A 25995-nucleotide genomic window follows, 5' to 3' on the forward strand; every position below is an offset into this window, starting at 1 on the left:
CCGGGCCGGGCGCCGGGCGGCGGCGGGCCGGGGCGTGGGTTCTGATACGGATTGGGACCTGGGTGTGAACTCCGTGGAGGACGGCCGCCGTGCGGTTCATCGCCGTAGGGGGAAGTCTCGTAGGGCGAATTCACTGACAAGATCTCCATAACTTGTAACGGTGCGGGTGGCTCGGGGCGGTCGCGTCGACCGCGGCGGACACGTGGTGGCTCCGCGAGTCACCCGACGGGCAGATGACCAGGCATTTCATTCGGCTGCGGTGCGCCGGGTCCCGGTGCGACGCCGCGTTGGCGCCGGCGTGGTCCCGAGGACGTAGGACTGCACCAGATGATTCCAGCTGCAGCTGCGGCATACCTCGACGACATGGACCGAGAACTCCTCACGAGTCTCGGCCAGGCGGGTCAGCTCCTCCGGGGTCCGAGCCGATCCCGCCACCGGTCCGAGACCGTCGCCGTAGACCCAAGATACAAGCGTGAGCTGTTCTTTCCGGCAGATCGGGCATGTGACCTCGCTCCCCCGGCCGTGGAACTTCGCCGCACGCAGCAGGTAGGGATTCGCATCACATACCTCGGCGACATCGACGCGGCCCGCATACACGTCAGCCAGCAACGACCGACGCCGGAGGGCGTAGTCGACCACTTGCCGCTGGATTCGCACGAGAACCAGAGTAGCGGTGTTGCCGAGGGGCCGCCCCGGCTCAGGGGTATGAGAAACCCGGTAGATCCCGCTTTATATCGCCCGCGACTGTGCAGCGTTATATCGCTCCGATATAGTTTGGAGTCGCATCCATCGGTTAGGTCTGTACATAGTCAGGGAGGTGAAGCCCGGTGCTCGAGCTGGCAATTCTCGGGCTGCTCCTCGAATCGCCCATGCACGGTTACGAGCTGCGCAAGCGGCTCACCGGCCTGCTCGGCGCGTTTCGGGCCTTCTCCTACGGGTCGCTCTATCCCACGCTGCGCCGTATGCAGTCGGACGGACTGATCGCCGAGGAGATCCCAGCGGGTGTGGTCACGCGCCGTGCCCGCCGCGTCTACCAACTGACTCCGGCGGGCCGCGAGCGGTTCAGCGAACTGCTCGCCGACACCGGACCGCAGAACTACACCGACGACGGCTTCGGCGTCCACCTCGCCTTCTTCAGCCGCACCCCCGCGACAGCGCGGATGCGGATTCTGGAGGGCAGGCGGCGTCAGGTCGAGGAGCGCCGAGAAGGACTCCGGGAGGCGATCAAGAAGGCCAGCGGGTCGCTCGATCGCTACACCCGGCAGCTCCACCAGCTCGGACTCGAATCAAGCGAGCGCGAAGTGCGCTGGCTCAACGAGTTGATTGCGGCGGAGCAATCGACGAAGGCGGCACCACAGAAAGAGGGAAATATCGGCCATGAGTGATGACAAGAAGGCTGACAACGCCACAGAAGTTCGCGTCGCCATCGTAGGTGTGGGCAACTGCGCTTCCTCGCTGGTCCAGGGTGTGCAGTACTACAAGGACGCGGACGAGACCGCGACCGTGCCCGGCCTCATGCACGTCAAATTCGGCAAGTACCACGTCCGCGACGTGAAGTTCGTCGCCGCATTCGACGTCGACGCGAAAAAGGTCGGTTTCGACCTCGCCGAGGCGATCTTCGCCAGCGAGAACAACACCATCAAGATCTCCGACGTGCCGCCGAGCGACGTTGTCGTGCAACGCGGTCCGACCCTCGACGGCATCGGCAAGTACTACGCCGAGACGATCGACCTCTCCGAGGCCGAGCCGGTCGACGTGGTGAAGGTGCTGAAGGACAACAAGGTCGACGTCCTCGTCTCCTACCTGCCGGTGGGTTCGGAAGAGGCCGACAAGTTCTACGCCCAGTGCGCCATCGACGCGAACGTCGCCTTCGTCAACGCGCTGCCGGTGTTCATCGCCTCCGACCCGGTGTGGGCCGAGAAGTTCACGAAGGCGGGCGTGCCCATCGTCGGTGACGACATCAAGAGCCAGGTCGGCGCGACCATCACCCACCGCGTCATGGCCAAGCTGTTCGAGGACCGCGGCGTGCAGCTGGACCGCACCATGCAGCTCAACGTCGGCGGCAACATGGACTTCAAGAACATGCTGGAGCGTGAGCGGCTGGAGTCGAAGAAGATCTCCAAGACCCAGGCCGTCACCAGCAACCTGAAGAAGGAAATGGGTGCCAAGGACGTGCACATCGGCCCGTCCGATCACGTCGGCTGGCTCGACGACCGCAAGTGGGCCTACGTCCGGCTCGAAGGCCGTGCCTTCGGTGACGTGCCGCTGAGCCTGGAATACAAGCTCGAGGTGTGGGACTCGCCGAACTCGGCGGGCATCATCATCGACGCGGTCCGCGCGGCGAAGATCGCCAAGGACCGCGGCATCGGCGGACCGGTCATCCCGGCCTCCGCCTACCTGATGAAGTCCCCGCCGAAGCAGCTGGCCGACGATGTCGCCCGCGAACAGCTGGAAGCCTTCATCATCGACGCGTGAGTTATCGGCCGCGCGAAACGAGCCGGGCCACCCGAACTTTCGGGTGGCCCGGCTCGGTGTGTCCGGCGTGCTCAGTCCAGGGAGACGTAGACCTCTACCGAGGTCGGGCCGGTGTAGCGCTCGATCTCGGCGGTGTGCGAGCGGGTGATGGTTCCCGCGCTTTCGGCCTTGCGGACCTGGGCCCAGGCGGTGCGCAGGAGGTCGTAGGGCTTGTCGGAGACGACGAACTTGGCGTAGCGGCCGTGCGGGACACGGGTGAGTACGTCGCCTGCGTCCATCTCGTCCATCGCGGCGACCTCGTAGCCGAGCACGGCGACGGCGTGGTCGTTCTGGCCGATGTAGGCGGCCACCCTGGGCACGCTCTTCTCGCGCGCCAGGTAGCGGTCCCAGGTGAAGTTCACCAGGTCGAGGTCGCGCGCGGTCACCTCGCGCCCGGCTAGCGGGACGGTCAGTCCGGCGACCAGGCTCTCGTCCAACGTGACAATCTCGAAGTCCACAGTCCTGTTCCTACCCGTCGACTTGATCGTCTGCCAGCGCTACGAAGACTTCGGCCGTCCGCGCGTCGGGATAGTGCTCCCAATCGCCGGTGTAGGCGCGCACGAAACGGCCCGCCGCCTCGGCGTCCCACACCGAACGCCAGATGTGCACGATGGTGTCGCCGAGGTTGTCACCGCTGGCGATGAATCGGGCGAATCGGCCCGCGGGCACTCTGGCCAGCACGTCACCGGGCAATAAGTCGTCGAGGCTGCGGCAGCGGTAGCCGACGATGTGCGTCAGATACGAATTGATTTCCGGCGCGTGGTCCACGTACGCGGTCGTCGGCGGCCCGGGCAGCTGGCGAGCCAGGTTGCGTTTCCACGCCTCTTCGACTTTCGCGCGGCGCGGTCCTTCGACCGCGAGCGCCGGGCTGCGAAGTACTGTTCCCGCCACCAGCGTCTCGGGTTGGTCAACGACATTGAAATCCACCGGCGTAGCCCCTATGTCTCGTCTGTCTCCAATTGGCGGCGTCGTCGCTCGAGCGCATATCCTTCCGCATCGATCCCGCGGCATCGGCGTCGGCCTTGTCCGACACACTCGCTGTTCGCTCTCACTCTGGCAAACGATGCTGCCATGTCATGCGTTCCCCTGGGTGCAAGAAGGTCACAGCATCATCGCTATCGCGGTACCGGAATGGTCAGGCCGGGAAATATCTCCACTTCCTTGGGCCCCTCCGGTGCGGGCGGGATGATCACGATCGGTTCCCGCGGCGGACCCTGCGGCGGATTCAGGATGTCGTAGTTGCCGCCCGACGGTTTGTTCGCGCCCGGCGGCGCGGCCGTCGCCGCGCCGTTGGTGGCCGGGAACTGCTCGATCGGGGTGCCGGCGAGCGTGCCGTCCATCACCTGCTTCCAGATGTCGGCGGGCAGGCCGGAGCCGTAGATGTCGGTGCCGCGCGCGGTGTGGATCGGCTGCGACTGTTCGGTGCCGATCCACACCGCCGTGGACAGCGACGGGGTGAAGCCGATCATCCAGGCGTCCTTGTTCAGCTTGGACTCGCCGAGCTGGGTGGTGCCGGTCTTCGCCGCGGACGGGCGGCCGCCGGCGAGGGCGTGGCCGTTGGAGTACGCGGCGATCGGCGTCATCGCCTGGGCGGTGTTGTCGGCGATGGTGCGCGGGATGCGTTGCTGACCCTCGGGCAACTGCTTGCCGACCTGTTGGTCGGGCGCGCCGCGGTCGAGCAGCACGCGCCCGTCACCGGTCACCACCCGCTGCACGAAATACGGCTGGTGATACACACCGGACGCGCCGATCGTGCCGTACGCCGATGCCATGTCGATCGGGCGAACGAGATACTGCCCCAGCACGATTCCGTTCAGCGGCCGCCCGCCGTCCTCGGTGAGGGTCTTGCCCGCCACACCGGGGATTTGTTCCGGAATGCCCGCCGCGTGTGCCGCGTCGGCGATGGCTTTGGGTCCGTCGAACATCGACATGGTCATCCGGTAGAAGCTGGTGTTGAGCGAGCGCTTCAGCGCCTCCGCCATCGTGCAGCGCCCGCAGGTTTCACCATCCACGTTGGTGATCTTGGTGCCCCGGTCGGTGACCGGTGAACTGTCCAGCATGCGATTCAGCGGAATGCTCTGCTGCTGGGCGGCGATCACCGCGAACGGCTTGAACGCCGATCCGGTCTGCAACGGCGCCTGGGCGTAGTCGTAGCCGATGCCGTCGTCGCCGCCGAAGTAAGCGCGCACCGCACCGGAGCGCGGATCGATCGAGACGACCGCGGCGCGCAGTTCCGGCGGCTGGCCGCTGAGCCGGTTGTGCACCGCGTCCAGCACCGCCTGCTGAGCTTTCATGTCGATGGTCGTGGTGATCTGCAGCGCGCCGGTGTTCAGCTCGTGCTCGCTGATGCCGGAGGAGCGCAGTTCGCGCACCACCTGGGTGCGGATCAGGCCCTCGGGGCCACGGGCCACGTTGTCGTCGGGGATCTCGCTGAGCGGGATGATCGCGGGGAAGGTGGTCGCGTCCCGGTCGCCCGGTGCCAGCACGCCCATCTCGACCATGCCGTCGAGCACGTACTTCCATCGCGCCGTCAGATCCGGCAGGTGCGTCTCCGGGTCGAGGATGGACGGCGTGCGGACCAGCGCGGCGAGCACCGCGCCCTCGGCCAGGGTCAGCTGGTTCACCGGCTTGTTGAAGTAGGCCTTGGTCGCCGCCGCGATGCCGTAGGAACCGCGGCCGTAATAGATGGTGTTGAGGTAGGCGGCGAGGATGTCGTCCTTGCTCCACTGCCGCGCCATCTTGGCCGCGATGACCAGCTCGCGCATCTTCCGGGTGAGCGTGCGCTCGGAACCGAGGAAGGCGTTCTTCACGTACTGCTGGGTGATGGTGGAGCCGCCGCCGGCGTTGTCCCGGCCGAGCATGTTGTCGCGGGCGGCGCGCAGGAAGCCGGAGGTCGAGTAGCCGGGGTTGCTGTAGAAGTTGCGGTCCTCGGCGGAGAGCATCGCGTTGCGGACCGGCTCGGGTACCTCGGCCAGCGGGACCGGCGTGCGATTGCCGTTGGGCGGCACCACCTTGGCGATCACCGTGCTGCCGTCGGCGGCGAGCACGGTGGCGATCTGATTGGTCTGCACCGAGCCGGGTTCGGGGATCTCGGCGCTCCAGTAGACGAGGACGAACAGCAGCGTCGGTACCGCGCCGAAGATGATGAACAGCGCGAGCACCAGCCGACGGAATCGTTCGGCTCGGGTACGCGGCGGATGGTCCGGGTCGGGCGTGGGTGTCGGTCGGGGTGCCTTGGGTTTCGCAGCGGGTCGCTTGCCGCGCTCGGTGGTGCCGCCCAGCTCGTTGAAGCCCGCGATCGACGCGTAGGGCGCGGGCTCCGGTGCATCCTTTCGCCGTTTGCGAAACGAACTCACGACGCTGCCTCGCCGGCGGGCGCACTGCGTCCCCGGTACTGGTTCACGACGTTGCCTCGCCGGTGCTCGGCTCCGACGCGCCCGCGGACGCGCGGTGTCCCTGACTCACTCGCTGGCGCTCGTTCACGATCATCTCCTCCCGGAGCGTCGGCCGAAACTCACCTGCACGAACAACGATCGGAAATGGGCCCCCACGCGCCCGACTTTACTCGCGCCGTGGGTGACCCGCGATGCTATCACCGGGCCGCCGGGGTACGGCCGGATTCCGGTGATAGCTCGAAAAACGTGCTCCGAGCGGGTGTTCTAGCTCTTGACGCCACCGGCGGTGAGGCCGGAGATGATGCGGCGCTGGAACAGCAGCACCATGATGACCAACGGGATCGACACCATGACGCCCGCAGCCATGATCGCGGCGTACGGCTCGACCAGCGGGTTGTTGCCGGAGAAGCGAGCGACCGCGACGGTGACCGGCTCGGTGCTGCCGCTGGAAAGCAGTCGGGCCAGCAGGTATTCGTTCACCGCGGCGATGAAGGCCAGGATCGCGGTGGTGAACACCGCGGGCGCCGCCAGCGGCAACATGACCAGCCGGAACGCCTGCAGCTTGGTGGCACCGTCGATCCGCGCCGCCTCTTCGAGTTCCCACGGCAGCTCGGCGAAGAACGACGCCAGGATGTAGACGGTCATCGGCAGCACGAACGAGATGTTCGGGATGATCATCGCCTGGTACTTGCCGATCCAGCCGAGGTTGGTGAACAGCTGGAACAGCGGAGTGACTAGCACGACCACCGGGAACATCGAGGCGCTCAGGATCAGCCCGGACACCACGTACTTGCCGCGGAAGGTCAGGCGCGCCAGCGCATAGGCGGCGAGCACGCCGAGGACCAGCGCGATCACCGTGGTGATGGAACCGATGATGACGCTGTTGCCCAGCGCCCTGCCGAAGTTGTTGCCCCGGCTGGTGTCGAACGCGTTGCGGAAGTTTTCCAGCGTGAGGTGCGTCGGCCACGGGGTGCTGTCGAAGGTGTAGGCGGGATCGCGGAACGCGGTGACGGTCATCCAGTAGAACGGCCCGAGTCCCCAGATCAGCACGATCGCCACGCCCGCGTACAGCCGCACCGACTTGAGCCGCTGCGTCCACGGAACCGAGGGCACGGCAGGCTTTTCCGCAGTCCGAATCGACATCAGTGCGCCTCCCGCTGTTCTTCCTGGGTCCGAACGGCGTTGGCGCCGAGGATCTTCACCAGCACGAAGGCCACCGCGAAGATCATCAGGAAGGTGATCGTAGACAGCGCGGCCGCGCTGTTGGGACCCTGCCGGACCTGATCGACCACCAGGATCGACACCACCTGGGTGGACGGGTTACCGAGGGTCATGATCGCGGGCAGGTCGTACATGCGCAGCGCGTCCATCGTCCGGAACAGCACCGCGACCAGCAGCGCCGGCTTGAGCAGCGGCAGCGTGATCTGGGTGAACCGCTGCCAGGCGGTGGCGCCGTCGACCTTGGCCGCCTCGTAGACGTCGGCCGGGATCACCTGCAGGCCGGCCAGCAGCAGCAGCGCCATGAACGGCGTCGTCTTCCACACGTCGGCGGCGATCACCGCGAACCGCGCGGGCCACGCATCGGAGGTCCACAGGATGTTCGTGCCGAGTACCCGGTTCACCACCCCGTCGTACTGGAACATGAACTCCCACAGCCGCGCGGTGACCGCCGTGGGGATCGCCCACGGAATCAGCACCGCGGCGCGCAGCAGCGCACGCCCCTTGAACGTCTTGCCCATCACCATGGCGAAGCCGAGGCCGAGCGTGGCCTCCAGCGTCACCGTGACCACGGTGAAGAACAGCGTGACCAGGATGGCCGCCCAGAACTGCGAACCGAGGTTGCCGGTCGGGCAGCTGACCATCTCGCCGCCCGCCTGGCATTGCTGCAGCAGCCAGTGCGTGTAGTTCGAGAAGCCCGCGCTGCCGCCCTCGACGAACATGCCCGTCGCCGGGTCGAGACCCGAATCCTTCTGGAACGACATCCACAACGCCCGGATGACCGGGTAGCCGATGACCACGGCCAGCGCCAGCATCACCGGCGCGACGAACATCCAGGCTTTGCCGGAGCGCCGCATTTCCAATGCCAGGGTCTCGCCGAGGCCACGCTTGCGTGGCAGGAATTCCTCGCTCGGCACAGTGCTGGCCGCTCCCGAAGGATCCGACACCGTTTCTCTCTCCTACGGGTCTCGTCGGGTCCGCTGCGCTATCCGCTCTACGATCCCGCGGTCTCGATGCCCTTCTGCATCCCGATGATCGCGTCATCGATGGTCTTGGTCTGCTTCAGCGCAGCATAAGCGTTGTCCTGGATGGCTTTCGACACCGCCGGGTAGAAGGGGGTGACCGGCCGCGGCACCGCGCTGGAGATGGAATCCTTGAGCGCGGGCAGGTACGGCATCTTCGCGATCAGCGCCGGGTCGTCGTACATCGAGGCGCGCACCGAGGGCAGCGCGCCCGAGGCGACGATGTGCTGGGCGTCCTCGCTGATCAGGAAGCGCAGGAAGTCCAGCGCCGTGGCCTTGTTCTTGGAGTAGGCACTGATCGCCGCGTTGTAGCCACCGAGGGTGGACGCGCCGACACCGTTCTCGCCGGGCAGCGGGGCGACACCGAACTTGTCCTTCACCGAGGAGGCGTCGCCGCCGACGTCACCGTAGGTGGACGGCCACGAACGCAGGAACATCAGCTTGCCCTGGGCGAACGCGTTGCTGCTCTCCGGCTCCTTGAAGGTGATCGCCTCCGGCGGGATGTCGCCGTTCTTGTAGGCGTCGACCAGGACCTTCAGCCCGGCCCGGGACTGCGCGCTGTTCACCGTCGGGGTCTTGCCGTCGGCGCCGACGAAGCTACCGCCGTAGGCGTTGATCACCTCGGCGGTGTTCACCGTCAGGCCCTCGTACGGCGCGAACTGACCGGCGTAGCAGCCGATGTTCTGCTCCTTGGCGAGCGGGCACTGGTCCAGCAGCTCTTTCCACGTCTTGGGCGGGTTGGGCACCAGGTCTTTGCGGTAGAACAGCAGGCCGCCGTTGGTGTTCCGGGGCGCCGCGTACAGCGTGTTGTTGTAGGTGGCGCTGGCGACCGGCGGGGAGAGCAGCGCGGAGGTGTCGATGGCGAAGGAGTCCTTCAGCGGCTGGATCCAGCCCTTCGCGGCGAACTGGGCGGTCCACGGCACGTCCAGCGCGACCACGTCGTAGTCGGACTGCTTGGAGCGCATGTGCTCGACCAGATCGTCGAACTGCTGCGAGGCGTCGTTCGACTGCTCCTTGAACGTCACCTGCTCGTCCGGGTGCGAGGCGTTCCAGCGCTCGATGAGCTGCTTGACCGCACCGGTCTCGGTGGTGTCCTTGCCCTCGACGTAGGTGATCGGCCCGCGCCCGGTGAGGTTCTGGCTCGTCGGACTGCCCCCGCTGTCACTGGAGCAGGCGCTGGTGAACGTCGCCGTCAGCAGCGCGACCGAGACAGCCGCGAGCGCGGCCTTCGGTACGAGCGACGTACGTAGGGACGACACCTTTTTCACAGCCATCGTGGACACTCCAGATCGATCGTGAGCATTAGCACACCCTGCCGGTTGCACAACGCAAGATACATGGTGTGGCAGTGACTCGCGGGATTGTGGCGGGAAGTGCTCGCTACTCTGGCGTGTGATGACATCGCCGAACCCGGTTCCCGAGCGGATGCTGACACGCATCGGTGGGCTGCTGCGCCAGGCCGAATCCACCGACAACGAGCACGAGGCGGAGGCGTTCCTGGCCGCCGCGCAACGACTGGCGACCCGGTCGTCGATCGACCTGACGGTGGCTCGTGCGCACGTCGCGGGGCGTGAGCGCCGGGCGACGCCGATCCAGCGGATCATTCCGATCGGCGAACCGGGCAAGCGCGGGCTGCGCACCTACGTCCAATTGTTCGTCGCCATCGCCCATGCCAACGATGTGCGCTGTGATGTCGCTCGCACCTCGACTCAGGTGTACGCCTACGGTTTCGACTCCGATATCGATACCTGCGAGGCGTTGTACGCGAGTCTGCTCGTGCAGATGGTGCGGGCGTCCGACCAATACATCAAGTCCGGGCAGTACCGCTCGGCGACGGTGGAGAAGGTGGTCACCGAAAAGCGCTGGGGGCGTAAGGTGCAACGCAAGGTACAGGCACCGGTCGCGGGGGTGACGGCGCGGCTCAACTTCCAGATGGCGTTCGCCGCGCGGATCGGGCAGCGGCTGGCCGCGGTGAAGGCGGAGGTCGAGGCCGAGGCGGTGCCCGCGGACAACACGGCGGCGGGCACGGCGCTGGCGTTGCGCAACAAGGAGATCGAGCTCACCGACTTCTATGCCAGCACCTCGGAGGCGCGCGGGACCTGGCGCGGCCCGCAGGCCTCGGCCGGGCATTCGGCGGCGGCCCGGCGGGCGGGTGACCGCGCGGGTAAGGCGGCTCGGATCGGTACCTCGCCGGAGCTCGGGGCGGCGCGCGGGCAGTTGACGACGCGCCGGTCGCGCGGTTCGACCAATGGATCGGTGTGAGTTTCACGTGCTCCGGACTCAGCGGTCCCGGCGTGGCTGTGCAGGCGTGCACGTACTTCGGGCTCGGCAGGCCGCTTCGCGACGGGGGTGGCGTGGGTTTCGCGTACTCATTGCTCGGCGCGTGTCTTTGTACGTTCACTCGGTGGATCGGTGACTCGGGTCGCATCGGCGCGTGCGGGGGACGATGCTGGTGAGCGTGCGAGATACTCAGCGCGCCAAGGTGTACGACGCCGAGCAGTTGGTGCGCGGCATGTTCGATCGGGCCGACGAGCACGGTAGCCGGACCGTCGAGTTGTACGGGTCGCATCTCACGCTGCCGATCGAGCGGCGCTTCGCCTCGGTGGCCTCCGTGCAGAGTTACGCCGACAAGGTTCTCGCGCTCAATTGGGTTCGGGCGCAGTGGGATCGGGCGGGCACGGCGGTGCGGGTCCGGTCTCGTGCCGGTGCGACCGCCGCCCACTATGAGGCCGCCGAGGGCGTGCTCGCCGTACCGCTGCACAGCGGCGGGCGGGCGTGGGCGTTGCGAGAGTTGGTGGTCCTGCACGAATTAGCGCACCATCTCGAATCCGCGCCCGGCTCGGTGGCCCCGCACGGCCCCGAATTCTGTGCCCGCTACCTCGAATTGGTCGACGGCATCATCGGGCCGGAAGCGGCACTGGTGCTGCGCGCGACCATGCTGGGTTGCGGTGTGCGGCTCGGGTAGTCCCGGCTTGCGCGGACACTTTCGGGAAGTCAGGGCGCTTTTCGCTGCGGCAGACGCGAAAACTGTCCGCTCAGACCGCTTCCGGCGGTGACTCGACCAGTCGCAGCACCCGCTCGAGCCGCTGCTGCCACCATGCGGTGCGGTCTGGGTCTTGCTGCCGGTACTGCTCTACGAGGGCGGGATCGGGCTGGGGTGGCGTCCTCGGCACCGGCAGATAGCCGTCGACCTGACGCAGCGAATCGCTCACAACATCGCCGTTGAGCAACGACAATGTGCCCAGGCCACAGGCGAATTCGAGTTCGGGGAGGGCACCGGCGAGGGCGAGTTGAGCGGCGAGGCCGACGCTGGTTTCCAGTGCGGAGGAGACCACACAGGGCAGACCGGCGGCTTCGGCTACCCGCAGTGCGCGGCGGACCCCGCCCAGAGGTGTGCATTTCAGGACCGCGATGTCGGCGGCGCCCGCGACGGCGACCTTCAGCGGGTCCTCGGCGCGGCGGATGGATTCGTCGGCGGCGATGCGCACGTTCACCCGGCGGCGGACCGCGGCCAGCTCCTCGATGGTCCGGCAGGGCTGTTCGACATACTCCAAACCGCCTGCGGCCCTGTCGATTCGGGTGATGTGCGCGACTGCGGTGTCGACGTCCCAGACGGCGTTGGCGTCTACCCGGACGGCACCGTCCGGGCCGAGCGCGTCGCGCACCGCCTCGACTCTGGCCAGGTCTTCGGCGAGTGAATCGGGATGGTCGGCGACCTTCACCTTCGCCGTGCCGCACCTCGACCCCGCGACGACCGCGTGCGCGCGTTCCGGATCGACCGCGGGCACCGTGCAGTTGATCGGAATCCGGTCGCGCACCGGTTCCGGCCAGCCCACCGTCACCTGCTCGAGCGCGGTGGCCAGCCACCCGGCTGCTTCCCGGTCGTCGTACTCGGTGAACGGGCAGAAGTCGCCCCACCCGAGTGGGCCCCGGACCAGCATGCCCTCGCGCACGGTGATGCCACGGAAACGGGTGCGCATCGGGATCGCGTAGACGATGCTGTCGGCGGCGTAGTCGGTCATCGTTGCCAGCTTAACGGGCACCGTTGCGGCGGGACCGAGCTCGCCTGCCGGGCCGTTTCCGCTGTTCGCCGCAGATTTCCCTCATGCGGACTGAGTAGTTTTGCGGTACTCGACGCGCCGGCCGGCCGCGATGCTGAGTGCATGACCTACTACGGCACCACTCCCTACGGGCCGGCTCAGCCGCACACCCGGCCGCAGACGCGGGCCTGGGATCTGGCGCTGGCGCTCACCCTGTACGCCGGTGCGGCAGCGCTCGGTCTCGTCGCCGCCTACTGCACCGTTTTCTTCGCGTTCGCTACCGACTCGTGCGGCCCGAACAAGTGCCGCGAGGGCTACCTGGGCGCCGCCTTCCTCGTCTCCTGGGGCGGCACCGCGCTCGCCCTGCTCGGCGCGCTGATCATGATCATCGTGGCCGCGGTCAAGCGCTGGTACATGTGGTACTGGCCGGTGCTCGCCGCGCTGCTGATCGTCGCCTCGTTTCTCGGCGGGGTTGCGCTGGCCTCGCAGGTGAACACCGGCGCCTGAGCACCCATCGGACCTGCGCGTTCCCGCATCGCAACTGCTGGCACGAAAGTGTCGGCGGATACCTGCGCGGCGAGCGGATCCGTGCGCGCGTGCCGTCGCTTGCGTACCAATTGCGCTGCCGGGCATGAAGTTGCCAACCACCGCACACGCAGCGGGCTAGTTTGTCTGCGGCGTGTGCGTAGCGAGACCGCGCGTCGTGCTGCGTCACCGTGCTGGGCGGGTCATCCTGGGACTATGGCGTGGGAACCACGAGTCGGGGTGCCGGACCTCGTACGCGCGGTGGCCGGTTCGCTGGTCGCCGTCGGATGTGCCTGGGTGGTGGCGTCTTTCGTGCCGCTGTACGAGGTGGTTGCCCGCGATGACGAGGACGGGCGGGCGTGGCGATATCTCGCGGTGGCGCAGGTGGTCGGGCGGGGCGGCATTGTGGCGTCGGTGCTGTGGGCGTTCGTGCTGATGGTGCGGAAGGTGCGTGACCGCAGGCCGATCGGCTGGACGCCGCTGATCGCGGTGCCGTTGATCATCGAATCCTGGGTGGCCGGATTCCTGATCGCACTGGTGCTCGTCTCGGTCTGACGCGGCGCCCACCGCACGATGGGCGCCGCGTCGGCTCGGTCAGAGGCGTTCGAGAATCATCGCGTTCGACAAACCGCCTGCCTCGCACATGGTTTGCAGGCCGTAGCGGGCGCCGCGGTCCTGCATGGCGTGCACCAGGGTGGTGGCCAGCCGCGAGCCCGAGGCGCCGAGCGGGTGACCGATGGCGATGGCGCCACCGTTGACGTTCACCTTGCCGAGGTCGGCGCCGGTCTCCTCGGCCCAGGCGAGCACCACCGGCGAGAAGGCCTCGTTGACCTCGAACAGGTCGATGTCGGCGAGCTGGAGTCCAGCGCGCTGCAACACCTTTCGGGTCGCGGGGATCACCGCGGTGAGCATCAGCAGCGGGTCGTCGCCGACGACGGCGAAGCTGTGCAGCCGGGCCAGCGGCTTCAGTCCGAGTTCCTTGGCGCGCTCGCTGGTCATGATCAGCACCGCGGCGCTGCCATCGCTGACCTGGCTAGCGCTGGCCGCGGTGATCTCCCAGCCGATCTGCGGGAACCGGGCGGCCATCGCCTCGTCGTAGTAGGCGGGGCGCAGCTTGGCGAGGGTGTCCAGCATGCTGCCCACCCGAATGCCCTCGTCGGTGGTCAGCCCGTTGATCGGTGCGAGTTCGCCGGCGAACAGGCCGTTTTTCGTTGCCAGCGCAGCCTTTTCGTGGCTACCGAGCGCGAACTCGTCGAGTTGACTGCGGGTCAAGCTCCACTTCGCGGCGATCAGTTCCGCGCTGATCCCCTGCGGCACCAGACCTTCCGGATAACGCGCGGCGAAGCCGACACCGGAGAAGTCCTCGGAGCCGATCAGGTTGGCGCCCATGGGAATCCGCCCCATCGATTCGACACCGGCGGCCACGACGATGTCGTAGGCTCCCGAGATCACGCCCTGTGCGGCGAAGTGGATCGCCTGCTGGCTGCTGCCGCATTGCCGGTCCACCGTTGTCGCGGGGACGGATTCGGGATATCCGGCGGCCAATGCCGCGCGCCGGGTCATGTTCGCGCCCTGCTCGCCGACCTGGGTGACGATGCCGGCGATGACGTCGTCGACGAGCGCCGGATCGATGCCGCTGCGCGTCACCACCTCGCGCAGGCTGTGTGCGAGTAGGTCCACCGCGTTGACGTCGTGCAGTGCGCCGTTCGGCTTGCCCTTGCCGATCGGGGTGCGGACCGCTTCGACAATTACCGCGTCTCTCATCGTGTTTCCTCTCGGACCGAGAGCCCGGCGGCCTTGCCTGGCTCTATCAACACATAGTCAGGTTACACCTGGCAATAGTTGAAGCAAGTCAGCTGAGCTACTATGTCCGTCATGGCAGCAGTGATGGAAGGACCCCTGGCCGACCTGAGCTCGTGGCAGCCCACGGAGTGCTCGATCGCCAAGGCGATCGAGCTGGTCGGCACCCGCTCGGCCATCCTCATCCTGCGCGAGGCCTACTACGGCACCACCCGATTCGACGGCTTCGCCCAGCGCGTCGGCATCACCGACGCCGCGGCCGCCACCCAACTCCGCAGACTCACCGAAGCGGGCCTGCTGGCAAAGCAGCCGTACCAGGAAGAGGGCAAACGCACCCGCCACGAATACGTCCTGACCCCCAAGGGTCGCGACCTGCTCCCGGCTGTCCTCGCCCTCATGCAGTGGGGTGACACCTACCTCCAACCCGGGCCGCCCCCGCTCCTCCTGGTCGAAGAAGCCACCGGGGCCCCCGTCCGCGTCCAAGTCCGCAGCGACACCGGCCGGGAAATAGCCCTCGACGAACTGGCCGTCCGCCTCAACCCCGACTACCTGGACACCATCCGCCCGCGCAAACGCAAGCGCTGACCGTGCGCTCCGCTGTGCCGCCATTCGCTCGCGCCTCGCCGAAGTCGAAAGCGCGGCGCTGCTGAGCAATTCGCTCGCAGTAAGAGCGCGCCTCTACGCGCGGTGACCAGCCCGAACGCCGTGTCAGAGGGCGTGTCAGGTCGGCATCAGGGTGGTGTCAGCCGGGTTGGCGACAGTAGCCTCATGAACAGCACAGCAGCCACCATCACCTCGACCGATTCGACCTGGACCGGCATGGTTCCGGTCGACGACACCGCACTGGCCGTCACCGACACCGGCGGGACCGGCCAGCCGGTCATCTACCTGAACGGCGCCTACGCCGACCAGAAGCACTGGCGGCGGGTGATCGCCGAACTCGGCCCCGGCTTCCGGCACATCACCTTCGACGAGCGCGCCCGCGGCAAATCGCAGCAATCGGCCGACTATTCCTTCGAGGCCTCGTTGCGCGATGTCGATGCCGTCCTCGCGGCACGAGGTGTGGACCGGGCGATCCTGGTGGGCTGGTCCTACGGCGGGATCCTCGCGTGGCACTGGGCCGACCGCAATCCCGATCGCGTCGTGGGCGCGGTGATCGTGGATTCCGCGCCGTACGGCTTGACCGGCGAGGCGGGCCGGGAACGGATCCGAAAGTTGTTCCACCGGATGCGTTTTCTGCTTCCGCTGGTCCGCCCCTTCGGCATGGCCGCCCGGATGACCGCGGCTCAGCACGCCGAGGTCGGCATCGATGCCAACGAGTACGCCGCCGCCAGCGTCCCGATCCTCAGCCGCCTGACCCGCCCCGTGCGGTTCGTCCTGGCGACCGGCGACAGCCTCGGCAGCGAGAAAGGGGAGATGGAAAAGGTGCGGGCCGCACTGGATCCGGTGCTGGCCGCCAACCCGAATGTCACCGTGAGCGCGAAGGTCGCCAGCAACCATTCGCACATCCTGCGCAAGGACTTTCGCGCCGTCGCCGCAGCGGTCCGTGAGACGGCGGCCGGCTAGGTCGGCGGGGCGGGGCGGAGCTCGCCGGGGTGGCTCTGAACGTGCAGTTCGTGCCAGTGGCCGGGGGCGTAGTAGCGGACGCCGTGCGACGTGCTGTCTACCACCAGGACCCCGCCGTGGAACCAGAATCGGTCCTCGTCGCCGTACTCGAGGGCGCTCTGTTCGGTGTCGCGGGTGTACACGGTGAAAGCCATGAGTACCACGCTATCGGTCGGCATCGAACCCGGTGGGCCGAAGCAGTTTTCGCTGAGCGCGCGCTCTGCCGGAGGCCGACCGTGTCGGAAGCGGCTCCACTGCGGTAGCCGCTTCCGGCAGCACTGCCGTTGGTGGAACGCTCAGTTGAGGCGGCGACCGTCCTTTGCGGAGAAGAAGTAGGTGTGCTGCGGGTCGGTGGAGAGCCGGACGCGGGTGCCCTTGGCGGGCGGGTTGCGCCAATCCGCCCGCGCCACAATGGTTTCCCCGCTGGCATTGCCCTCGGAGGTGGTGCGGCCGTAGATGTAGGCGTCGGAGCCGAGTTCCTCGACCACGTCGACCTCCATCTCGATGCCGGAACCGGCGCCGTTGCCGAGCTCGAAGTGCTCGGGGCGGATGCCGACCGACACCGAGCCCTCGGCGGCGTCGATCACCGAGCGCGGCAGCGGCAGCACATGGCCGCCGAGCGACACGCGTCCGTCGGACACCGGCAGGGTGAACAGGTTCATCGCGGGCGAGCCCATGAAGCCGGCCACGAACACGTTGACCGGGTCCTGGTACAGGTCGCGCGGCGTCGCACACTGTTGCAGCAGACCGTCTTTGAGTACCGCGACGCGATCGCCCATGGTCATCGCCTCGACCTGATCGTGCGTGACGTACACGGTGGTGGTGCCGAGCCTGCGCTGCAACTGCGCGATCTGGGTGCGGGTCTGCACCCGCAGCTTGGCGTCCAGGTTGGACAGCGGCTCGTCCATCAGGAACACCTGCGGCTGGCGCACGATCGCGCGGCCCATCGCGACGCGCTGACGCTGACCGCCCGACAGGGCCTTCGGCTTACGGTCCAGGTACGGCTCCAGGTCGAGCAGCTTGGCCGCTTCCTGCACCCGCTTCTGCGTCTCCGCCTTGGCGACCTTGGCGAGTTTCAGTGCGAAACCCATGTTCTCGGCGACGGTCATGTGCGGGTAGAGCGCGTAGTTCTGGAACACCATCGCGATGTCGCGTTCCTTGGGCTCGGCGTGCGTCACGTCGTTGGCGCCGATCAGGATGCGCCCGTCGCTGACGTCCTCCAGGCCGGCGAGCATGCGCAGCGAGGTCGACTTGCCGCAGCCCGACGGGCCGACCAGGACAAGGAATTCGCCGTCTTCGATCTCCAGATTCAACTGGTCGACAGCGGGTTTGGTGGATCCCGGGTAGAGCCGGGTAGCGCGGTCGAAGGTCACCGTGGCCATGACAAATCACATCCCATTCACCGGCAGGAACGTGCCGGACGATCCGAGTAAGGGTTGACCGGCGACATTACTATGTCTGCTCGATTTCCGCTCGAAATGCTCGAGTTCGCGCGCGACACGCGTACGGCGCGCCAGTCGGCCGCGGACCGGATTGCCAAGTGTCCAGGTCGCTTACCGTCGGCGCCGGTAGCCTCGACAGGGGACCGACCCCGAAGCGACGAGGAGGCTTTCATGAGCGAGCGTAGCGAGGTGGCGGCATGACCCGCGCGGTGCGTATCGGCGTCCAGATCCAGCCCCAGCACGCACCGGACTATGGGCTGATCCGCGACGCGGTCCTGCGCGCCGAGGACGCGGGCGTCGACATCGTCTTCAACTGGGACCACTTCTACCCACTCAGCGGCGACCCCGAGGGCGCGCACTTCGAATGCTGGACCATGCTCGGCGCGTGGGCCGAGCAGACCGAGCGGGTGGAGCTCGGCGCCCTGGTCACCGGCGGCGGCTACCGCAACCCGGACCTGCTCGCCGACATGGCGCGCACGGTGGACCACATCAGCGACGGCCGCCTCATCCTCGGCATCGGCGCGGGCTGGTTCGAGAAGGACTACGACGAATACGGCTACGAGTTCGGCACCGCGGGCACCCGGCTCGCTCTGCTGAAGGAGAACATGGCCCGGATCAGTGCCCGTCTGAAGAAGTTGAACCCGCAGCCGACTCGCGAGATCCCGATCCTGATCGGCGGCGGTGGCGAGAAGAAGACCCTGCGCCTGGTCGCCGAGTACGCCGACATGTGGCACAGCTTCGCCGACCTCGACTCGCTCGCGCACAAGAACAAGGTGCTCGCCGACCACTGCGCGGCCGTCGGCACCGATCAGTCGAAGATCGAACGTTCGGTGCAGTGGCCCGGGGCCCAGGAGGCGCAGGCCTTCGTCGACGCGGGCGTTTCGCTGTTCACCATCGGGGTCAGCGGTCCGAAGTACGACCTCAGCGAGGTGGAGCTGGCGATCCGCTGGCGCGACGAGGTGAACCCCGAGCAGGTCAGCGGACTCGCCTGAAAGGTCGACGCGCGGTTGATCACGCCGAGCTGAGGTCGCTCGGCGTGGTCCCGCACACCGACTCGCGGGCCAGCTGACGCGGCGGTCAGCACCCGATCCGGATTGCCCGACGGCCGGCGCCCGTCGAACACCGAATTCGGATCACCGTGATCCGAACTCTGTCGTTCCTGGTCCGACTTGTCCTGGTCCAGCAGGCACCTCGTCCACGATGGGGTAGCTGCGGGTTAGCACTCGGACGCCGCTAGGGTTCTTCATCATGGCTGGTCTGCCCGCTGTGCGGTCTCGTGCGTTGATCGCCGTGATATTGCTTTCCGTCGGTCTCGCGGCCACGGCGTGCGGTTCCGGCTCCGACGATGCGCCCACCGCACGCAATCTGTGTTCCCCGCCGGGGCTGAGTGCAGCCGCGGCCGCGCCGACGAACCTGGCCTCCGCGCAGGCCGCGGGCGCGGACAAATACACCACCGCGACCACCGCGCCGCTGGCCTCGATCGACACTTCGAAGCTCGGTTTGATCGCACCGGGCAAGCTCAGCGTCGGCACGCTCTCGGACGCGCCGCCGAGCATCTGCGTGAACGGCCAGGGCTCGTTCACCGGCTTCGACAATGAACTGCTGAAGGCGATCGGCGCGAAACTCGGTCTGCAGGTGGAGTTCTCGGGCACCGACTTCTCCGGCCTGCTCGCCCAGGTCGCGAGCGGACGCTTCGACGTCGCCTCCTCGAACATCACCACCACCGACGCCCGCCGTCAGCTGGTCGGCTTCACCAACGGCTACGACTTCGGCTACTTCTCCCTCGTCACACCGGTCGGCAGTGCGGTCAAAGGCTTCTCGGACCTGAACCGCGGCACCCGGATCGCGGTGGTGCAGGGCACGGTGCAGGACGAGTTCGTGGTGAACCAGCTCGGCCTGGACCCGGTGAAGTTCCCGGACTACAACACCGCCTACGCCAACCTGAAGTCCGGCCAGGTCGACGCCTGGGTGGCGCCGTCGGCGCAGGCCGAGGGCGCGATCCGGCCGGGCGACGGAACAACGGTGTCGCAGAACACCTTCAGCCTCGACAACTTCGTCGGCTACGCGGTCGCCAAGACCAATCAGCCGCTGACCGACGCGCTCAACAGCGGCCTCGACGCCGTCATCGCGGACGGTACCTACGCCAAGCTCTACCAGGACTGGGTGCCCAGGCAGCTGCCGCCGGGCTGGAAGCCGGGCTCCAAGGCGGCGCCGCTGCCGCAACTGCCGGACTTCGCCGCCCTCGCCGCGGAACGCGCACCGGATGCGGCCGCGCAGAACGCGCCGAAATCCACGCTGCAGCAGTTGAAGGACACGTTCTTCGATTGGTCGTTGTACCGCCAGGCCTTCCCCGATCTGTTCAAGACCGGCCTGCCGAATACCCTGATCCTCGCCGTGGTTTCGGGTGTGCTCGGCACCGTGCTCGGCATGCTGCTCGCGGTGGCGGGCATCGCCCGGAGCCGCTGGCTGCGCTGGCCCGCCCGGATCTACACCGATATCTTCCGCGGCCTGCCCGCCGTGGTGATCATCCTGCTGATCGGCCTCGGCATCGGCCCGGTGGCGCGCAATCTGACCGGCAACAATCCGTATTGGCTCGGCGCGGTTGCGCTGGCATTGCTGGCCTCGGCGTATATCGGCGAGATCTTCCGGTCGGGCATCCAGTCGGTGGAAGCCGGTCAGCTGGAAGCGGCCCGTGCCATCGGGTTCGGCTACCGGCAGGCAATGACGCTCGTGGTGATCCCGCAGGGCGTCCGGCGCGTGCTGCCCGCGCTGATGAACCAGTTCATCGCGTTGGTCAAGGATTCGTCGCTGATCTACTTCCTCGGCCTGCTCGCCACCCAGCGCGAGCTGTTCGCGGTCGGGCGAGACCTCAACGCGCAGACCGGCAACTTGTCCCCGCTGGTGGCCGCAGGCCTGGTCTACCTGCTGCTGACCATCCCGCTCACCCACCTGGTGAACTACATCGACCGCCGCATGCGCACCGGACGGCCGGACCGGCCGATCGACCCGGTCCAGGCCGCCACGATCACAGAAGGGCGGGGATAACGATGAGTGCTTCCCTCACCGGCACCGGACTGCACCTGACCCTTGGGCACAACCACGTGCTGCGCGGCATCGACATCCACGTCGACGCGGGCAAGACCACCACGGTCATCGGCCCGTCCGGCTCCGGCAAGTCGACGCTGCTGCGTGTGCTGAACCGGCTCTACGAACCGGACCAGGGCGACGTGCTGCTCGACGGCAAATCCGTGCTCACCGAGGACCCGGACAAGCTGCGCCAGCGCATCGGCATGGTGTTCCAGCACTTCAACCTGTTTCCGCACAAGAGCGTGGCCGACAACGTCTCGCTCGGCCCGCGCAAGCTGCGCGGACTGTCCAAGGACGAGGCGCGCGCGGTCGCGGTGGAGCAGCTGGAGATCGTCGGGCTGTCCGACAAGCTCGACACCCGGCCCGTGAACCTGTCCGGCGGCCAGCAGCAGCGGGTCGCCATCGCCCGCGCGCTGGCCATGAAGCCGGAGGTCATGTTCTTCGACGAGGCCACCTCGGCGCTGGACCCCGAGCTGGTCAAGGGTGTCCTCGCGCTCATGGCCGACCTCGCCTCGGGCGGCATGTCGATGGTCGTGGTCACCCACGAGATGGGCTTCGCCCGCACGGTGTCCGACAGCGTCGTCTTCATGGACGAAGGGCAGGTCGTGGAGACCGGCACGCCCGACGCGCTGTTCGACAACGCCGAGACTCCGCGCCTGCAAAGGTTCCTTTCCCAGGTGCTGTAGCGCACCCCTGGCTAACTGCATTGATGCGCATCTGCTAATGTGTCTTCGCTCACATATCCATCTGTCCATGTTCGGAAAGAGGGAGATCTGATGACAACGGCACACATGCAGCACACCGCGCACGACCACGCCCACGGCCCCAACTGCGGGCACACGGTGATCGAGCACGGCGACCACGTCGACTACGCACACGACGGTCACCTGCACCGTGAACACGACGGCCACTACGACGAGTGCGAGCCGCAGGGCCACACCGAACACGCCAACCACACCCATCAGCACGGCGACGGCTGCGGCCACGACACCGTCCAGCACGGCGACCACGTCGACTACATCCACGACGGCCACCGCCACGCCGCACACGACGGACACTACGACGAACACTGAGGCTTGCCCGCCTCTCCGCGTATTCAGGCCAGACTCAGGCGCGGGAGCGGGGCGTTGGCGGCCGGCGGGGAGTAGGTGGGCTGGTCAGCCCGTGCCCGGTGAGTTACCCATGTGCTGGCGAGATCAGTCGGCCCGCCCGGTGACCGGATAGCCGGTCAGGGAAAAACCCAGGGCTCTAGAGTCATCCCCGTGATCGAGGCGATTGAGATTCCTACCGCTGCCGGGACGTTCGATGCGCTGTCGAGTGGGGAAGCCGGTGGGCGGGAAGTCTTGCTGCTGCACGGGTTTCCGGAGGCGGCGATCGAGTGGGAATTCCAGCTGCATGCGCTCGGTGGCGGTGGGTGCCACGTGGTGGCGCCTGATCAGCGGGGGTACTCGCCGGGTGTGCGGCCGGACAAGGTGGCCGACTATCGACTCGAGGAATTGGTCGGCGATGTCATCGCCATCGCCGACCAATTGGGTTGGCAGCGGTTCGATCTGGTCGGGCACGACTGGGGGGCTTATGTCGGGTGGGTGGCAGCGGCGGATATCCCGGAACGGATCCGCAGTTTCACCGCGGTGTCGCTGCCGCATCCCGCCGCCTTCCTGCGGGCAATGACCGAGGACGAGGATCAAGCACAACGGTCGCAATACTTTTCGCTGCTCCGGAAACCGCGGGTGGCGGAGCGGGCGCTACTCATGGACGGCGGGGCGGGCCTGCGGAAGATCTTCGAATGGAAGATCGACGAGGAACGGATCGACAACTACGTGCACCGGCTCGCACAGCCGGAAGCGCTCACGGCGGCGCTGAATTGGTATCGCGCAATGCATCTGTCCGGACCGACCGGCCCGGTATCGGTGCCGACGCTCTACGTCTGGAGCACCGACGACAGCACCGTCGGCTCCACGGCTGCCCTGGCCACCGAGAAGTACGTGACCGGCCCGTATCGATTCGAAATGCTCGAGGAAGTGTCGCACTGGATCCCCGAACAGGCGCCCGAGGAATTGACCCGCCTGATCATGCAACACCTCCTCGCACACCGCACCTGACACCCGGCCGTCGCATTTTCCGGACACGCCGTTCGTTCGGGTGATCTGTGTATGGCAAACCACCCGAGGCGAACCCATGGCACCACCATTCCGGTCATCGCGCTAACAAGACGGTGACGCCCCGATCCAAAAGGGCGCGCGGCTCCGAATGCGGAGCATGCCCAACACGAACACACGCAATCTGCACGAGTTGTCCGCGGACATCGCCGCCGTCGTCCGGGATGTGGTGGCCACCGGCGAGGACGCGGTAATCACCGACGACGGAACCGAAGTGGCGGTCATCATGTCGATGGCCGACTACGACCGACTGCACCTGTACGCCGAACTGGCGGACGCGGCCCGGCCCGGTTACGCGGGCGCGACCGAGTTCCGGGCCATGTCCATCTCCGAGATGCTCGACGTCCTCGGCGTGCATCCGACGGTGGACCGCGGGCTCCGTGGCTGACTCAGGCGCACAGCGTGACTCAGGCGCACAGCGTCGCGAACGCCGACCACAGCAGCGGCGAGTGCTCGATGCTGCGCTCGGTGCGCCAGGCCTGCAGTCGCTCGCGCTGCCAGTGCGCGAGCGCGGTCACCGGGTCCAGTTGTTCGTGCGCCGCGTCGATGGCGCAGATGGCGTCTTGCAGCGGGTGGGCGTGCGTGGGTGCGCCCGCGATGCGGTGGAAGGCGAGGTCGGTGGGCAGCGGCCAGCGACTGGCCGTCACCAGTTCGGCACCGTTGTTGATCATGGCGGCGGTCAGCCCGAGCGCCTCTGTGAAGCGCAGGTCCCCGCCGCTCTCGCAGGCGATCAACGCCACCCGGCTGGGGATGGGCCAAAGCTCGCGGCCGTCCGTGGGTTCCGTGGCGAGGGTGTGCGTGCCCAGCAGGAAGTCCTTGGCGGACAACGGTCGATGGGTGCGGTTCGGCACGGCGAAGCCGAGAGTGTCGGCGGTGCACGGTAGATGGAGTTCGGCGTCTTCGCTCTGCCCGGATTCCGGTGGTGCGGCGGTGACGTGGCCGACGTAGATCAGTCGGCTCGCGCCGTCGCGTAGGGCCTCGCTCAGCCAGCTGCGGTCGATATCGGTCCGGCGGAAAACTTCCGTCGGGTCGACTACCGCGGGTAGTAGGCGATCCTGTGCTGCGTACGCGGCAATCCGTTGGGTCAGTGGGGCTTTTGCCGCCATGCGACCGAGCACCGAGCCGAGCGTCGAATCGGCCCGGAAGCCGGGAATGCGCGGGTCAAGCAGGGCCACGACGGGTGCCTGCTGCGTCTCGGACCACCTGCGCGACAGGCGTTCCGGCGCGTGCACAATGCTGGCCGGTGCCAGCAGGCTCACGTCGGCGATATCGATCAGCCGAACCTCCGGGCCGGGGGCGATGAGCTCCCACGGCACCTGAGCCACCCGTGGCGATGGTTGCAGGCGAATGTGCGGACGGACTCCGCGCTGCGACAGCTCGTACAGCTGGGCGGCCAGGCCCTGCGGCAGCAATGCCCGGGAAAGCGCCTGGGCGACAAGGTACTCGGTGTCGTGGGCGGCAAACGCTCCGGTGGTCATCGATCGTTCGAGACCGCCCGGCTCAGCGGGGTGCGGCAGGGCGTCGGCGAGTCGTCGCACGGCCGCCGCCACCTGCTCACCCGGCAGCATGGCGGCCCCGCGCGGCGCGCTGTCCCCGGCCCAGCGCCAGGACATGTACACATCGCCGGCATCCGCCATGCGCACCACGACGGTCGGCTGGTCCTGCGTCATACCGTCAGCACTCGGCTGTCGCGGATCACCCGGCCGTAGCGTTGTTCGGCGGCGGCGATGTAGGGGTCCAAGGCGATCCGGCCCTCCGCGGCCAACGCCAGTCGTGGCGGCGGCGACACCGGAAGGCCCGCGCTCGCCGCGACTTCGGCCAGCGCGGCACCCAGCTGGAGCGCGGTCGTACCGGCTCGTCCGGCGGGATCGGCAGGGGGGTCGAGCAGTTCGAGCGGCAGCCGAACGGCACGGCCGCCGTCGGATCTATCGATATTCACAGTGGTACCCGCGCATTGTGTTTCGATCAGGTCGGCAAGGAGCAGCCCGTTGCCCGAGAGGTAGGCGAAGCGGAAGGCCAATCGCATGGCCGGGTCGGCGATCTGGCGGTTCCACTGGTCGCGCTGGTTGCCGTTGGGGAGGGTGTAGCGCACGGCATCGATGGCCAGCGCGGCCGGAACGGCGAGGTCGACCGCCTGGGCGAGCAGCTCGGGTGCGGGCGCGTCCGAGGCGGCGACGGCACCTTCGAGCAGCGTCGCATGCCAGAAATCCAGCTGAGCGCAGTGCAGCCCGAGGCCACGTTCGGCATACGCGCCGAACGCCTCGGCCAGCAACGCCTCGCACTCGGCGAACCGGCCGGTTTTGAAGGCCACGGTGGACAGGCGCATGCGCAGGTCGGCGGCGTCGAGCACCGCGCCCGACTCGACGAAGTAGGCCAGGCTGCGGCGGTACAGCTGCTGCGCCTGGCCGAGATCGTCGCGGCCCTCGGCGAGGAAAGCCAAGGTCTTGAGCCCGATTCCGGCGCGGTAGCCCAGCCCGGCCCGTTCGAAATACTGCTGGCTGGCGCGCAGCGGCGCTTCCGCCTCGTCGAAGCGTTCGACGCGGACCAGCATGGTGGCGAGGTTCTGCTGGGTCTCGGCGACGGCATTGCGGTCACCGGCCGCCTCGAACGCGGCGAGCGCCTGGTGAGCGAAGTCGACGGCGAGGTCACGGCGTCCGGTCTCGAAATACGTTGCGGCCAGGTTCATCAACGGATGTCCTGCCAGGTGCGGCGCGAATCGCCATGCCGCGTCCAGGGACTCGGTAGCCAGTTCGGCGGCGTCGGCCCAGTGCTGACGATGCAACGCCACGGCGGTCAAGGACAGCAGGCAGGAGACGCGCAGTACGCCCTGATCGGTGGTGTCGGCGAGCAATACGCGCGCCTGTTCCAATGCCGCTTGCGCTTCGTCGAGTTCGCCGAGGTGCTGCAACGCCTGCGACATGTTGACCAAGGCGGTGGGGCGCAACCGTGGCGCGTCCGCAGGCATCGCGGCGAGCGCTTCGCGGTACAGGCTCAGCGATCTGACGTGGTCACCGAGCTCGTCCGCCATGCTCGCCGCGTTGACGATGGCGCCGAGGCGGACGTCACCGGTGGTGGTCCGGGCGGCGTCCTCGAAAATTCTCAGGGCCCCGGCTGTGTCGCCGCGGCTGTACGCGTCACCGCCCGCGACCAGGAGCTCACGACCGTCGGCGGGTGCTTCTTCGGTCATG

The 25995-nt window shown here is 67.6% G+C and carries 27 protein-coding genes; 14 read left to right on the plus strand and 13 right to left on the minus strand.

Translation table 11 applies throughout. The features are described from left to right. Positions 1-246: 246 nt before the first annotated feature. A complete protein-coding gene (locus tag NN4_RS37120) occupies positions 247-657 on the minus strand; it encodes a DUF5318 domain-containing protein (RefSeq protein WP_159080092.1) in 411 nt (136 codons plus the stop codon). 170 nt (positions 658-827) lie between these two features. Between NN4_RS37120 and NN4_RS37125 the strand changes: the two genes are divergently transcribed. Together NN4_RS37125 and NN4_RS37130 are read left to right on the plus strand one after the other, a co-directional pair. Then, entirely contained in the window at positions 828-1385 is a 558-nt protein-coding gene (locus NN4_RS37125) for a PadR family transcriptional regulator (RefSeq protein ID WP_107653374.1), read from the plus strand. Then, positions 1378-2475: an inositol-3-phosphate synthase gene (locus NN4_RS37130; RefSeq protein WP_147140961.1), complete on the plus strand. Its 1098-nt coding sequence runs from the start codon at positions 1378-1380 to the stop codon at positions 2473-2475. Before NN4_RS37125 ends, NN4_RS37130 begins: the two co-directional genes overlap by 8 nt. A 71-nt stretch (positions 2476-2546) precedes the next feature. On the opposite strand, the gene NN4_RS37135 is transcribed toward NN4_RS37130, so the two are convergent. The 6 genes from NN4_RS37135 to NN4_RS37160 form a co-directional block, all read right to left on the minus strand. Further along, positions 2547-2972, minus strand: coding sequence for a GyrI-like domain-containing protein (locus NN4_RS37135; RefSeq protein WP_147140963.1), 426 nt, complete (start codon positions 2970-2972; stop codon positions 2547-2549). Between the two features lie 10 nt (positions 2973-2982). Then, the gene (locus NN4_RS37140) at positions 2983-3441 is read right to left on the minus strand and encodes a GyrI-like domain-containing protein (RefSeq protein ID WP_107653371.1); all 459 of its coding nucleotides are present in this window, start codon (positions 3439-3441) and stop codon (positions 2983-2985) included. Positions 3442-3629: 188 nt separating this feature from the next. Continuing rightward, on the minus strand, positions 3630-5870 hold the full coding sequence (locus tag NN4_RS37145; RefSeq protein ID WP_246181292.1) for a transglycosylase domain-containing protein: 2241 nt from the start codon (positions 5868-5870) through the stop codon (positions 3630-3632). Positions 5871-6173: 303 nt separating this feature from the next. Further along, positions 6174-7052 (minus strand): carbohydrate ABC transporter permease, encoded by an 879-nt coding sequence (locus tag NN4_RS37150; protein ID WP_147140965.1) that lies wholly within the window; start codon positions 7050-7052, stop codon positions 6174-6176. Then, a complete protein-coding gene (locus tag NN4_RS37155; RefSeq protein WP_186818817.1) occupies positions 7052-8074 on the minus strand; it encodes a carbohydrate ABC transporter permease in 1023 nt (340 codons plus the stop codon). The genes NN4_RS37150 and NN4_RS37155 overlap by 1 nt, the downstream gene beginning before the upstream one ends. 47 nt (positions 8075-8121) lie before the next feature. Then, positions 8122-9423 (minus strand): ABC transporter substrate-binding protein, encoded by a 1302-nt coding sequence (locus NN4_RS37160; RefSeq protein WP_147140967.1) that lies wholly within the window; start codon positions 9421-9423, stop codon positions 8122-8124. A gap of 121 nt (positions 9424-9544) precedes the next feature. Here NN4_RS37160 and NN4_RS37165 point away from each other — a divergent pair, with 121 nt between their 5' ends. Continuing rightward, positions 9545-10411, plus strand: coding sequence for a DUF2786 domain-containing protein (locus tag NN4_RS37165; RefSeq protein WP_246181293.1), 867 nt, complete (start codon positions 9545-9547; stop codon positions 10409-10411). Between the two features lie 187 nt (positions 10412-10598). Continuing rightward, positions 10599-11114, plus strand: coding sequence for a TIGR04338 family metallohydrolase (locus tag NN4_RS37170; protein ID WP_107659845.1), 516 nt, complete (start codon positions 10599-10601; stop codon positions 11112-11114). A 70-nt stretch (positions 11115-11184) separates the two neighbouring features. Here the strand turns inward: NN4_RS37170 and NN4_RS37175 are convergent, their stop codons facing one another. Then, entirely contained in the window at positions 11185-12171 is a 987-nt protein-coding gene (locus NN4_RS37175; RefSeq protein WP_147140969.1) for an o-succinylbenzoate synthase, read from the minus strand. 141 nt (positions 12172-12312) lie between these two features. Here NN4_RS37175 and NN4_RS37180 point away from each other — a divergent pair, with 141 nt between their 5' ends. Both NN4_RS37180 and NN4_RS37185 read left to right on the plus strand, forming a co-directional pair. Then, a complete protein-coding gene (locus NN4_RS37180) occupies positions 12313-12696 on the plus strand; it encodes a hypothetical protein (RefSeq protein WP_147140971.1) in 384 nt (127 codons plus the stop codon). A 234-nt stretch (positions 12697-12930) separates the two neighbouring features. Further along, positions 12931-13269, plus strand: a complete 339-nt coding sequence (locus tag NN4_RS37185; protein ID WP_147140973.1) for a hypothetical protein — start codon at positions 12931-12933, stop codon at positions 13267-13269. Between the two features lie 39 nt (positions 13270-13308). Here the strand turns inward: NN4_RS37185 and NN4_RS37190 are convergent, their stop codons facing one another. After that, the gene (locus NN4_RS37190; protein WP_147140975.1) at positions 13309-14478 is read right to left on the minus strand and encodes a thiolase family protein; all 1170 of its coding nucleotides are present in this window, start codon (positions 14476-14478) and stop codon (positions 13309-13311) included. Between the two features lie 111 nt (positions 14479-14589). Here NN4_RS37190 and NN4_RS37195 point away from each other — a divergent pair, with 111 nt between their 5' ends. Next, positions 14590-15099 carry a winged helix-turn-helix transcriptional regulator gene (locus NN4_RS37195; protein WP_147140977.1) on the plus strand — a complete coding sequence of 170 codons (510 nt, stop codon included), beginning with the start codon at positions 14590-14592 and terminating at the stop codon, positions 15097-15099. A gap of 183 nt (positions 15100-15282) precedes the next feature. After that, the gene (locus tag NN4_RS37200; RefSeq protein ID WP_246181294.1) at positions 15283-16080 is read left to right on the plus strand and encodes an alpha/beta fold hydrolase; all 798 of its coding nucleotides are present in this window, start codon (positions 15283-15285) and stop codon (positions 16078-16080) included. Here the strand turns inward: NN4_RS37200 and NN4_RS37205 are convergent. Both NN4_RS37205 and NN4_RS37210 read right to left on the minus strand, forming a co-directional pair. After that, complete coding sequence (locus NN4_RS37205; protein WP_147140978.1) at positions 16077-16274, minus strand: hypothetical protein; 198 nt, start codon at positions 16272-16274, stop codon at positions 16077-16079. The genes NN4_RS37200 and NN4_RS37205 overlap by 4 nt on opposite strands. Before the next feature lie 141 nt (positions 16275-16415). Then, positions 16416-17501 (minus strand): ABC transporter ATP-binding protein, encoded by a 1086-nt coding sequence (locus NN4_RS37210; protein ID WP_147140981.1) that lies wholly within the window; start codon positions 17499-17501, stop codon positions 16416-16418. Between the two features lie 257 nt (positions 17502-17758). Between NN4_RS37210 and NN4_RS37215 the strand changes: the two genes are divergently transcribed. From NN4_RS37215 to NN4_RS37240, 6 genes are all read left to right on the plus strand, one after another. After that, the gene (locus NN4_RS37215; RefSeq protein WP_147140983.1) at positions 17759-18553 is read left to right on the plus strand and encodes an LLM class F420-dependent oxidoreductase; all 795 of its coding nucleotides are present in this window, start codon (positions 17759-17761) and stop codon (positions 18551-18553) included. A 256-nt stretch (positions 18554-18809) separates the two neighbouring features. Continuing rightward, the gene (locus tag NN4_RS37220) at positions 18810-20606 is read left to right on the plus strand and encodes an ABC transporter substrate-binding protein/permease (protein ID WP_147140985.1); all 1797 of its coding nucleotides are present in this window, start codon (positions 18810-18812) and stop codon (positions 20604-20606) included. A 2-nt stretch (positions 20607-20608) separates the two neighbouring features. After that, a complete protein-coding gene (locus tag NN4_RS37225; RefSeq protein ID WP_147140986.1) occupies positions 20609-21334 on the plus strand; it encodes an amino acid ABC transporter ATP-binding protein in 726 nt (241 codons plus the stop codon). 90 nt (positions 21335-21424) lie between these two features. Next, a complete protein-coding gene (locus NN4_RS37230; RefSeq protein WP_147140988.1) occupies positions 21425-21721 on the plus strand; it encodes a hypothetical protein in 297 nt (98 codons plus the stop codon). A 189-nt stretch (positions 21722-21910) separates the two neighbouring features. Then, complete coding sequence (locus tag NN4_RS37235) at positions 21911-22750, plus strand: alpha/beta fold hydrolase (RefSeq protein WP_186818818.1); 840 nt, start codon at positions 21911-21913, stop codon at positions 22748-22750. A 157-nt stretch (positions 22751-22907) separates the two neighbouring features. After that, positions 22908-23195 carry a type II toxin-antitoxin system Phd/YefM family antitoxin gene (locus NN4_RS37240; protein WP_107653355.1) on the plus strand — a complete coding sequence of 96 codons (288 nt, stop codon included), beginning with the start codon at positions 22908-22910 and terminating at the stop codon, positions 23193-23195. Between the two features lie 19 nt (positions 23196-23214). Here the strand turns inward: NN4_RS37240 and NN4_RS37245 are convergent, their stop codons facing one another. Both NN4_RS37245 and NN4_RS37250 read right to left on the minus strand, forming a co-directional pair. Continuing rightward, positions 23215-24477 carry a CHAT domain-containing protein gene (locus NN4_RS37245; protein ID WP_147140990.1) on the minus strand — a complete coding sequence of 421 codons (1263 nt, stop codon included), beginning with the start codon at positions 24475-24477 and terminating at the stop codon, positions 23215-23217. Next, positions 24474-25994, minus strand: a complete 1521-nt coding sequence (locus NN4_RS37250; RefSeq protein ID WP_147140992.1) for a tetratricopeptide repeat protein — start codon at positions 25992-25994, stop codon at positions 24474-24476. The genes NN4_RS37245 and NN4_RS37250 overlap by 4 nt, the downstream gene beginning before the upstream one ends. Position 25995: the final 1 nt, after the last annotated feature.

It is taken from the genome of Nocardia ninae NBRC 108245 (assembly GCF_007990755.1).
GTDB classification, from domain to species: Bacteria; Actinomycetota; Actinomycetes; order Mycobacteriales; family Mycobacteriaceae; genus Nocardia; species Nocardia ninae.

Excerpts from the sequence above, each read along its gene's own strand:
- NN4_RS37180 (WP_147140971.1), top strand. The coding sequence starts at position 12,313 with ATGACCTACTACGGCACCACTCCCTACGGGCCGGCTCAGCCGCACACC.
- NN4_RS37215 (WP_147140983.1), top strand. The coding sequence starts at position 17,759 with ATGACCCGCGCGGTGCGTATCGGCGTCCAGATCCAGCCCCAGCACGCA.
- NN4_RS37210 (WP_147140981.1), bottom strand. The coding sequence starts at position 17,501 with ATGGCCACGGTGACCTTCGACCGCGCTACCCGGCTCTACCCGGGATCC.
- NN4_RS37175 (WP_147140969.1), bottom strand. The coding sequence starts at position 12,171 with ATGACCGACTACGCCGCCGACAGCATCGTCTACGCGATCCCGATGCGC.
- NN4_RS37185 (WP_147140973.1), top strand. The coding sequence starts at position 12,931 with ATGGCGTGGGAACCACGAGTCGGGGTGCCGGACCTCGTACGCGCGGTG.
- NN4_RS37205 (WP_147140978.1), bottom strand. The coding sequence starts at position 16,274 with ATGGCTTTCACCGTGTACACCCGCGACACCGAACAGAGCGCCCTCGAG.
- NN4_RS37220 (WP_147140985.1), top strand. The coding sequence starts at position 18,810 with ATGGCTGGTCTGCCCGCTGTGCGGTCTCGTGCGTTGATCGCCGTGATA.
- NN4_RS37245 (WP_147140990.1), bottom strand. The coding sequence starts at position 24,477 with ATGACGCAGGACCAGCCGACCGTCGTGGTGCGCATGGCGGATGCCGGC.
- NN4_RS37160 (WP_147140967.1), bottom strand. The coding sequence starts at position 9,423 with ATGGCTGTGAAAAAGGTGTCGTCCCTACGTACGTCGCTCGTACCGAAG.
- NN4_RS37230 (WP_147140988.1), top strand. The coding sequence starts at position 21,425 with ATGACAACGGCACACATGCAGCACACCGCGCACGACCACGCCCACGGC.
- NN4_RS37200 (WP_246181294.1), top strand. The coding sequence starts at position 15,283 with ATGAACAGCACAGCAGCCACCATCACCTCGACCGATTCGACCTGGACC.
- NN4_RS37195 (WP_147140977.1), top strand. The coding sequence starts at position 14,590 with ATGGCAGCAGTGATGGAAGGACCCCTGGCCGACCTGAGCTCGTGGCAG.
- NN4_RS37240 (WP_107653355.1), top strand. The coding sequence starts at position 22,908 with ATGCCCAACACGAACACACGCAATCTGCACGAGTTGTCCGCGGACATC.
- NN4_RS37225 (WP_147140986.1), top strand. The coding sequence starts at position 20,609 with ATGAGTGCTTCCCTCACCGGCACCGGACTGCACCTGACCCTTGGGCAC.
- NN4_RS37150 (WP_147140965.1), bottom strand. The coding sequence starts at position 7,052 with ATGTCGATTCGGACTGCGGAAAAGCCTGCCGTGCCCTCGGTTCCGTGG.
- NN4_RS37165 (WP_246181293.1), top strand. The coding sequence starts at position 9,545 with ATGACATCGCCGAACCCGGTTCCCGAGCGGATGCTGACACGCATCGGT.
- NN4_RS37130 (WP_147140961.1), top strand. The coding sequence starts at position 1,378 with ATGAGTGATGACAAGAAGGCTGACAACGCCACAGAAGTTCGCGTCGCC.
- NN4_RS37190 (WP_147140975.1), bottom strand. The coding sequence starts at position 14,478 with ATGAGAGACGCGGTAATTGTCGAAGCGGTCCGCACCCCGATCGGCAAG.
- NN4_RS37250 (WP_147140992.1), bottom strand. The coding sequence starts at position 25,994 with ATGACCGAAGAAGCACCCGCCGACGGTCGTGAGCTCCTGGTCGCGGGC.